We start from the raw sequence: 7,653 nt of genomic DNA on the forward strand, positions 1-7,653 counted from the left end.
ACGTACTGCCCTCACAGTAGACTTGCTTGATCCTCAGTGGTCGCTTTGGTTCTTGATCAGTTTATTCTGTTGGAACATCATGCTACTTGGTTTTTCAAAGCTAAAGCCTTCAGTAGGCATAGGTTTATCTATTTTAATCGCTTTATTAATTGGGTATATTGACAATATCTCCAATTACCTTAGTCTCTCAAGGACATTCGTTTTTTTCCCGATGTTTTTAATCGGTTACCATTTAAGCAAAGATCATTTAAAAAAGTTATTCACACCCAAAGTTCGTTTGGCTTCACTTGGTGTCATGTTAGTGATTTTTATCGGCTTTTATTTAAATACCGATATCAATTATAAATGGCTGCTCGGTTCGAAACCCTATGCCGAGCTTGAAGATGCGACAATCGTGTCCATGTTTAAGCGACTGGGATTTTATGGATTGAGCATAATTTCAGTGTTTAGCTTTCTATCCTTCATCCCACGCGGACAATATTTCTTTACCAATTGGGGTAAACAAACTTTATATGTGTATCTGCTACACGGCTTCTTCATTCGTTTCTTCCGTGAAAGCACCATACAAGACTACTTCAGTAATACAGAGAGTTTTATCATGCTTGCTGGCCTCTCATTCTTGATCACTRTGTTATTGTCAAGCCAAATGATTGCTACAATGGCCCAGCCAATTATCGAATTGAAAGCAACCAAAACAAAACGTTTCATGACTAAAACAAAAGAGTATATTAAACAAGCATTTTGAAAAAAACGGATAAAGCAGTTTCTGCTTTATCCGTTTTTTCAAACATAATTCCATTCCAATTTACAAGCCAAAAGCAAAGGCAATAGATTCCCCTTCATTAATAATAACGCATTTTTCAAATGGAGCAGGCTATGGTAAAATTACTCGTTAGTGCTTGTTGGCTTAAAAAGACATGTACACGAAAGGAGCCAGGCGTTTCTTTTACGCCCTTTAACATGAATATAATAATCAGTACTCTTAACGCAAAATACATCCATACATCGCTATCCATCCGATATTTAAAAGCTTATGCTCAGCCAGATTATGATGTACAGCTGGCAGAATATACGATAAAAGACCCGATTATGAACATCGTAGGCGACCTTTATTCCAAAAAACCTGATGTCATCGGGTTCAGCTGCTATATTTGGAACATCGAGGAAACAATGAAAGTCGTGGCAATGCTGAAAAAAATCAATCCTGAATTGGTTATCATTCTCGGCGGACCTGAAGTCACATATGATGTTGGTGAATGGCTTGACCAGATTCCCGGAGCTGATTTTATCGTAATTGGCGAGGGAGAAGTTACTTTCAAAGCTCTTTTATCTGAAATTGAAGGTGCTAACGATTATAAAAAAGTCGGTGGGATTGCCTATCGACAGGATGGAAAAAAAGTTATTCAGCCACAGAATGGCAAGGTGGATTTGAAATCCCTCCCTACCCCTTATCGATTGGAAGAAGACCGCGACGAGCTATCCAAACGTGTCACCTATATCGAAACAAGCCGTGGTTGTCCGTTTAGCTGTCAATTTTGTCTTTCATCTATCGAAGTAGGTGTCCGGTATTTTGATCGGGAAAAGATCAAAGAAGATATTAGGTACCTTATGGAAAATGGTGCAAAAACTATTAAGTTCGTTGACCGTACCTTCAATATCAGCCGGAGTTATGCAATGGATATGTTTCAATTTTTAATTGACGAACATCATCCTGGAGTGGTTTTCCAATTCGAAATCACAGCGGACATCATGCGTCCGGAAGTTATCCAGTTTTTGAATGATCATGCACCAGCCGGGTTGTTCCGATTTGAAATCGGCGTACAATCGACGAATGATCATACAAATGATTTGGTCATGAGAAGACAAAATTTCGAAAAACTAACACGGACAGTCACCATGGTCAAAGACGGTCAAAAAATTGATCAGCATCTTGACTTGATTGCTGGTTTGCCTGAGGAAGACTATCATTCATTCAGGAAGACCTTCAATGATGTTTTCGAACTAAGGCCCGAAGAAATGCAGCTTGGTTTCTTAAAAATGCTGCGTGGTACAGGCCTACGGATACGTGCCAATGATCACGACTATATTTACAGTGATCATGCTCCTTATGAAATTCTTGGGAATAATGTTTTGTCCTTTGACGACATTGTCCGTATTAAACAAGTTGAAGATGTGCTTGAAAAATACTGGAACGATCACAGAATGGATCATACGACAGAGTTTCTGGTTGAATCGGTGTTTAATTCACCATTCGACTTTTTCCAAGAATTTGGTACCTTCTGGGATGAACAAGGCTGGTCACGAATCGGACATCAACTTGAAGACTTGTTCCGTCGATTACAGCAGTTTTTATCTTCCAGAGAATCAGCTGATTTAAAAGCCATTATCGGACTCATGAAATTGGATTATTTCATGAATCAAAAATACAAACCACGTAAACCATGGTGGGATGCTTCTCTTGATAAACAAGGGCGCAAAGAGATTTATGAAGAAATTCTAAACAAACCTGAACATCTTGGATCTTCTTTCATTGCCTTGGGACTAAATGAAAAAGAAATTCACAAACACACATTACTTGAAGAACTTCCTTTTGATTTAGAAACATATTTAGCAGATGGAACAATTGTTAATAAACCATCGATTATGCTTGCTTATTTTGATCCGAGCGGAAAAGGCTCATCCATTTTTTCTCTTTCAAAATCTGATAGCATCATTTTATAATGAATAAAGGACGGATCCCAAAAAGGGTCCGTCCTTTATTCTCTATTTATTTTCACGTTTTTTATTTTCTGTAGACAATATTTCATAGATCTTGGATGCATTCATATCACCACTGAATTCCATTCCGAATTCCGTTCGTACAATTTCTTCAACCCGTTTTTCTTGAGAGTTGCGTTTGTTTTTATCCATTAACTTCTACCTTTTCTGCCTTGCTTTGAATTACGGTTGGCACCTTTCATGGCGTTTTCTTCAACTGCGAATTCATTTGAATATTCCTCTACTGCTTGGTTTTTCTTTGGCGTCGTACTTGCTTTGATTGCTCCATCTACATTGGCTTTCCGTTTCATGTTCATTCCACCTTTTTTAAAAAGTTTTACTTTTTAGAATGGGGTAATTCCGCTTAAAATTATTCAGGGATATTATATGGGTAGTCGAGTAAAATAACCCTAAAACGAAAGGGAGATACTTTATGAAAAGAAAATTGGATAATCCAATAATGGATGATACCCAACCTCACCAAATTAACGCACCGAGCTTTAAAGGTACCGGGATAAAACCGCAAGCTCCTTTTGTTAATGAGTATGGAGTCGTCATTGGGGACAGCAAATATGCATCAGAAAACTCACCACTCGAAAATTGGAGCGAAGATACAGACCCAGAAATCATGGCTGGAGACGAATGGATACACCCAACTAATGATATTGGATGGAACTCAACTGAAAACCGCGAACTGTTAGAGGCAAAAAGAGCCCCAAATGCCCCTTTCATGCATCCTGATAAAGATGTGAGTATTAAAACGGATTAAATGACTCACAAGTCATATAGCCAAAATTCACTAGTAATACCCACATAAAATAAGGGTGTCCCCGGTAAGTCCGGTACACCCTCCTTCCTTATTTAACCTGCAAAATCAACTTTCCTTTTGTTTGGCGTGAGTTCATTTCTCCATGTACATCAGCAGCCTGTTCAAACGGATAAATACCTCCGATAGTCAGCGTTAGCTTTCCTGACGCTACGTAAGAAAAGAGCTCTTTGATGCTCGGTAGCAGCAAATCTGGTTTTTTCATAATCTGCGGCAGGAAAAAACCTACCACAGATTGATTACGGCGCATTAAAACCTGTGGGTTCATCGTATATGCCTCACGGCTAGCATTACCAAAAACAACAAGTCTGCCAAATGGAGCCAAACATTTCAGTGTTTTATTGAATATGTCTCCACCAACCATTTCCAGTGCGACGTCGACACCCTTTCCTCCAGTGGCTTCACGCACTTCCTGCTCCCAACCTTCTTTGGTGTAATTGATGAGAATATCGGCCCCCAGCTTCTTAGCTAGCGTCAGCTTTTCCTCAGTACTTGCGGTGGCAATTACTTTTCCAGCCCCGAAGATTTTGGCAAGCTGGACCGCAATCGTTCCAACGCCACCTGCAGCTGCATGGACAAGCACCGTTTCACCCTTTTGCAGGCGTCCCATCGTTTTTATAATGTGATAGGCACTTAACCCTTGGAGTGGTAAGGCAACAGCTTCATGGAACTGAATCACATCAGGAAGAGGAATTGCAGAGAATTCATCCGATAAGGCATATTCGGCATACCCTCCCGCTTCAATCAGACTCACGACCCTTGTCCCCGGTTTGATTTTGGTTACTTCTTCACCAACCTCCACCACCACTCCAGCTATTTCCGCACCTGGTATGAAAGGTAGTGGTGTAGGAACCACATATTGCCCTTCCCTTCTCGCTGTATCGGCATAATTAACGCCGACACAGTCAATTTCAATCAGCACTTCATGTCCAGTTGGCACCGGCTTTTCTTTATCAGTCATTTTCAGTACTTCCGGTCCACCGTATTCTTCAAATTGAATGGCTTTCATCACTGTTCCCCCTTGTTAGTTTCCAGTAAATTCAGGTTTACGCTTTTCTTTGAATGCCGCTACTCCTTCTAGATGATCTTCTGTAGACGMCATCAAGGTTTGGGTAATTCGTTCCTGTTCGAGTATTTCATCTAGTGTGGCTGTAAATGAATGACTAACGAGTTTTTTCATCATTCCAAATGCCTTTGTCGGTCCATTGGCAAGGTTGTCAGCAAGTTTCAACGTTTCTTCTTCTAGTTGATTTAGTGGAAATAAATAATTAATGACACCTAACTGATATAAGCGCTCGGCCGAAATCGGTTCAGCCGAAAAGAAGAGCTGCTTTGCAAGATGAGGACCTACTAATTTTGGTAAAAAGTACGAACCTCCTCCGTCTGAAATCAAGCCCACCTGTGAAAAACTCATAGCAAATTGACTATCATCAGAAGCCACAATTAAATCGCATGCGAGTGCCAAATTGAAACCAGCTCCTGCCGCAAATCCATGAACTGCAGCAATAATAGGAACCTCAGAAGAATCCATCGCCAAAATGCAATCATTCATTTTACCAACATGATCATACAATTGTCCTGCCGAGGCTTGCCCCATCGACTTAACGTCTCCTCCTGCAGTAAAAGAACGTCCAGCCCCTTTGATGACAACGGCCCTTATATGAGGCTTGTGCTTAACATCGGTAATCGTTTTCGTTAAGTTTGAGATCATATCTGGGCTAAAGGCATTCAAGCGTTCAGGACGATTCAAAGTCACGATTAATACATTATTATTTACTTCTGTTAATAAGTGTTCTTTTAACATTTACCCATCCCCTTTTCTACTTAATCAACCAGCCGCCGTCGACCAAGATGTCGGTTCCTGTCATATAGGAAGCTTCCGGCGAAGCAGCAAACGTAATGACATTACTAATTTCCTCCGCTTTACCTACTCTTTCCAGAGCCGTGTTCCGTTGAATGGACTTTACGAATTTTTCATTCTGCAGACCATCCTCTGTTAAGGGTGTTTCAATAAACCCAGGTGATACGGAATTGACACGTATGCCAACTCCAGCTAATTCCAGTGCTAGAGATTTAGTCAAACTGATTACTCCTGCTTTAGCGGAGCTGTAATGTGGGATAAACGCTCCAGCCTGATGTCCTGAGAGTGAAGCAACATTCACGATTGCCCGGTTAACGGAGTCACCATTCCCATTTCTAGCACCTTCTTCCATCACTTTTCCTAAGTACTTCGAAACAAGAAAGACACTTTTTAAATTGACATCTTGAATCATATCCCAATCATCTGTAGAGGTATCCAAAAGCTTCGAGGATTTCGATCCACCTGCGTTGTTGATTAAAATATGAAGATCCCGATATTGTTCTTTTACATACAGCGCCAACTCTTTTATATCTTCCTCTTCCGTCACATCTGCAGGAAAAATATCGGCCACGGGAATTGTGTGCCGGGCATTGATTTCAGCAGCTACTCCCTTCAGCTTTCCTTTCGTCCGGCCCACTAATAAAACCTTTGCTCCTTCGTCCGATAAGCGCATTGCTGTAGCCTTTCCAATTCCAGATCCTGCACCTGTTACCACCGCTATTGACTGTAAAAACCTCATTCCTTCACCTCTTCAACTGAATTTGATAACATGTTATTACGTTTCCTGCCTTTTCAATTCAGCTTCGATTCTCCCATCTATCAACTCAGGAACAAGATTTATCGAACCTTTTTGAGAAGCCAATTTCAAATCATCAATCAATTCATGTTTATCAAACAGCTGCCCGACATGTGATGATTGAAGAATATCAAAAGTATTGTCGGTATTCGTCTGATAAAAAGTGCAAGCAGCAATTGCTGCATCATTCAGACTGAACGTTCCTTGTGCTCCAGTAATCAAGCACTCTATCAAATGGCCTGCTCCGTAAAAGTCTTCCAAACTAAATTCACCCGAATTCCCCGAACAAACGATAATAATCGTTTCGGTCTGATGATCTTTTTTTATTTTTTCAGCAACAGAGGGATTATTTAACAAGGACGCTATATACACCTTTTTGGCTGCAGCAGAGTTTCTCATTGCAACCGTCCCATTAGTCGTAGATAATACAAGCGTTTTATTGAGAACTAATTTACTCAAAAGCGTCGGACTCGGATACATGAATCCCTCAACCGGCTTAGCTTTAAGTTCTCCTGCCAATATATAATCCTCATGATCCAATTCCTTGCTTCTCAATAGGGCGTCTACAGGGTTAAGGACAGGAATTACTTGTCGGGCTCCATTATGAAGAGATGAAATGATAGTTGTAGTCGCTAATAAAACATCCAGGATGATGGCCACTTTCTCTCCTTCTAAAAGCTTTTCCCTATCTATCTCTTCTTTTTTTAATAGCAAATGTATGTTTTGTATATGTCCCATATTCTCAAGCTTCCTTCGCCGCAACATGAGCTGCATGGATGATTAAGCTTTTGACCGTTGTTCCAAGTTTAGAAAAGCGGAGATCATTGGTCTGTCCTTTATTATAACGATAATAGATTTGCTGAAGGATGACAGCTAACTTAAAGTATCCAAAGGTTAAATAAAAATCGATGTTGGAAACACTCCTGCCACTTCTCACTGCATAGGCTTCAATAAATTCTTGTCGGGTCAGAAAACCATCCAAGGTTGTAACTGACGCTTGTCCCAAACCGAATTTAATCAATTCTGGGTCACTGCTTTCAGTCCAATAGCTCAAAGCAACTCCTAAATCTGCCAGCGGATCGCCAACGGTGGACATTTCCCAATCAAATAATCCTACCATTTCGCTTAGGTTTTGGTTAAACATTGCATTATTAATCTTGTAGTCATAATGGATAATGGAAGTTTGGCTATACTGAGGTATATTCTTTTGCAAATAATCGATAAGTGGCCCTACTTCTTTGATTTCATCTGTCTTTGCCCGCTCATATCGGGAAATCCAACCGTGTACTTGTCTCTCGATAAACCCTTCAGGCTTGGAGATTTCCGCTAATCCCGTTTTCTCATATGGAATTGAATGGAGGTCAGCAAGCTGATTAACCATGACATAAGAAAGCTGACGACACCTCTCTGAAG

The 7,653-nt window shown here is 40.5% G+C and carries 10 protein-coding genes; 3 read left to right on the forward strand and 7 right to left on the reverse strand.

Annotation, left to right across the window (positions count from 1 at the left end; genetic code table 11):
• Positions 1 to 745: acyltransferase family protein (locus AC1DUW_RS16910; protein ID WP_477643023.1), on the forward strand; the 745-nt coding region annotated here is incomplete at its 5' end.
• Positions 746 to 960: 215 nt separating this feature from the next.
• Positions 961 to 2,721, forward strand: coding sequence for a B12-binding domain-containing radical SAM protein (locus tag AC1DUW_RS16915; RefSeq protein WP_477643024.1), 1,761 nt, complete (start codon positions 961 to 963; stop codon positions 2,719 to 2,721).
• Positions 2,722 to 2,763: 42 nt separating this feature from the next.
• On the opposite strand, the gene AC1DUW_RS16920 is transcribed toward AC1DUW_RS16915, so the two are convergent.
• Both AC1DUW_RS16920 and AC1DUW_RS16925 read right to left on the reverse strand, forming a co-directional pair.
• Positions 2,764 to 2,910 (reverse strand): hypothetical protein, encoded by a 147-nt coding sequence (locus AC1DUW_RS16920; RefSeq protein ID WP_169787512.1) that lies wholly within the window; start codon positions 2,908 to 2,910, stop codon positions 2,764 to 2,766.
• Entirely contained in the window at positions 2,910 to 3,068 is a 159-nt protein-coding gene (locus tag AC1DUW_RS16925; RefSeq protein ID WP_056530653.1) for a hypothetical protein, read from the reverse strand. Before AC1DUW_RS16925 ends, AC1DUW_RS16920 begins: the two co-directional genes overlap by 1 nt.
• Before the next feature lie 122 nt (positions 3,069 to 3,190).
• Here AC1DUW_RS16925 and AC1DUW_RS16930 point away from each other — a divergent pair, with 122 nt between their 5' ends.
• On the forward strand, positions 3,191 to 3,526 hold the full coding sequence (locus AC1DUW_RS16930) for a DUF3905 domain-containing protein (RefSeq protein WP_053345121.1): 336 nt from the start codon (positions 3,191 to 3,193) through the stop codon (positions 3,524 to 3,526).
• 88 nt (positions 3,527 to 3,614) lie between these two features.
• Here AC1DUW_RS16930 and AC1DUW_RS16935 read toward each other — a convergent pair whose 3' ends face one another.
• The 5 genes from AC1DUW_RS16935 to AC1DUW_RS16955 form a co-directional block, all read right to left on the reverse strand.
• Entirely contained in the window at positions 3,615 to 4,592 is a 978-nt protein-coding gene (locus AC1DUW_RS16935) for a quinone oxidoreductase family protein (RefSeq protein ID WP_053345120.1), read from the reverse strand.
• Positions 4,593 to 4,607: 15 nt separating this feature from the next.
• Complete coding sequence (locus AC1DUW_RS16940; protein WP_477643025.1) at positions 4,608 to 5,387, reverse strand: enoyl-CoA hydratase/isomerase family protein; 780 nt, start codon at positions 5,385 to 5,387, stop codon at positions 4,608 to 4,610.
• A 16-nt stretch (positions 5,388 to 5,403) separates the two neighbouring features.
• Entirely contained in the window at positions 5,404 to 6,183 is a 780-nt protein-coding gene (locus AC1DUW_RS16945) for an SDR family NAD(P)-dependent oxidoreductase (RefSeq protein ID WP_053345118.1), read from the reverse strand.
• A 36-nt stretch (positions 6,184 to 6,219) separates the two neighbouring features.
• A complete protein-coding gene (locus AC1DUW_RS16950; protein WP_053345117.1) occupies positions 6,220 to 6,978 on the reverse strand; it encodes a 2-phosphosulfolactate phosphatase in 759 nt (252 codons plus the stop codon).
• Between the two features lie 4 nt (positions 6,979 to 6,982).
• The coding region (locus AC1DUW_RS16955) for a phosphotransferase family protein (protein WP_477643026.1) at positions 6,983 to 7,653 on the reverse strand (671 nt) is incomplete at its 5' end.

It is taken from the genome of Peribacillus sp. P4_C12 (assembly GCF_056402095.1).